1 protein-coding gene is annotated in these 548 nt (G+C 68.6%); it reads right to left on the minus strand.

Going from position 1 to position 548, the window contains the following annotated elements:
- The coding region (locus tag DM995_RS21020; RefSeq protein WP_198669570.1) for an amidase family protein at positions 1-548 on the minus strand (548 nt) is incomplete at both ends.

A 548-nucleotide genomic window follows, 5' to 3' on the forward strand; every position in this document is an offset into this window, starting at 1 on the left:
CTGCGGCGCGGTGGGCAGCAGCAGTGCGCCATGCCGGGCGATGGCATCGCGCAGCGCGTCGGCGGTTTCGGCAAGAATGCGCTGGTCCTCGGCCCAGTCAGCCTCGCTGCGGCGCGGCCCATAGGCGATCAGCCTCCGCAGATGATCGGAGAGCAGGCTTGGATCGGCCTCGGCGAAATGGGTGGCCATGAAGCGGACGGTCTTGATGAACCCGGCAAAGCGCACGCGCGAGAGCGGATGGGGCAGGGCGATTTCGGCGACCGTGCCACAGGCCGCGCGGGCTTTGGCAAAGCCGTCCAGCACGGCGGGCTGGCATTCCACGCCGCCCAGATCGGTCAGCGCTGTCCAGCCAGACGCTCCGGTCTCGTCGCCAAAGTCGGACATCGCCCGCGCCACGCGTTCCAGCATGTCCAGCGACCGGGCAAGCGGGCCGATGGCGTCGAAATCCCTCTCGGCCAACTCCAGCCCCTGCTGGCTGACATGCGCCTGTGCCGGCTTGAAACCATAGACCCCGCAATAGGCCGCCGGAATGCGGATCGAGCCCATCG

The sequence above is a fragment of the Blastomonas sp. UPD001 genome (assembly GCF_003426715.1).
Lineage (GTDB): Bacteria > Pseudomonadota > Alphaproteobacteria > Sphingomonadales > Sphingomonadaceae > Blastomonas.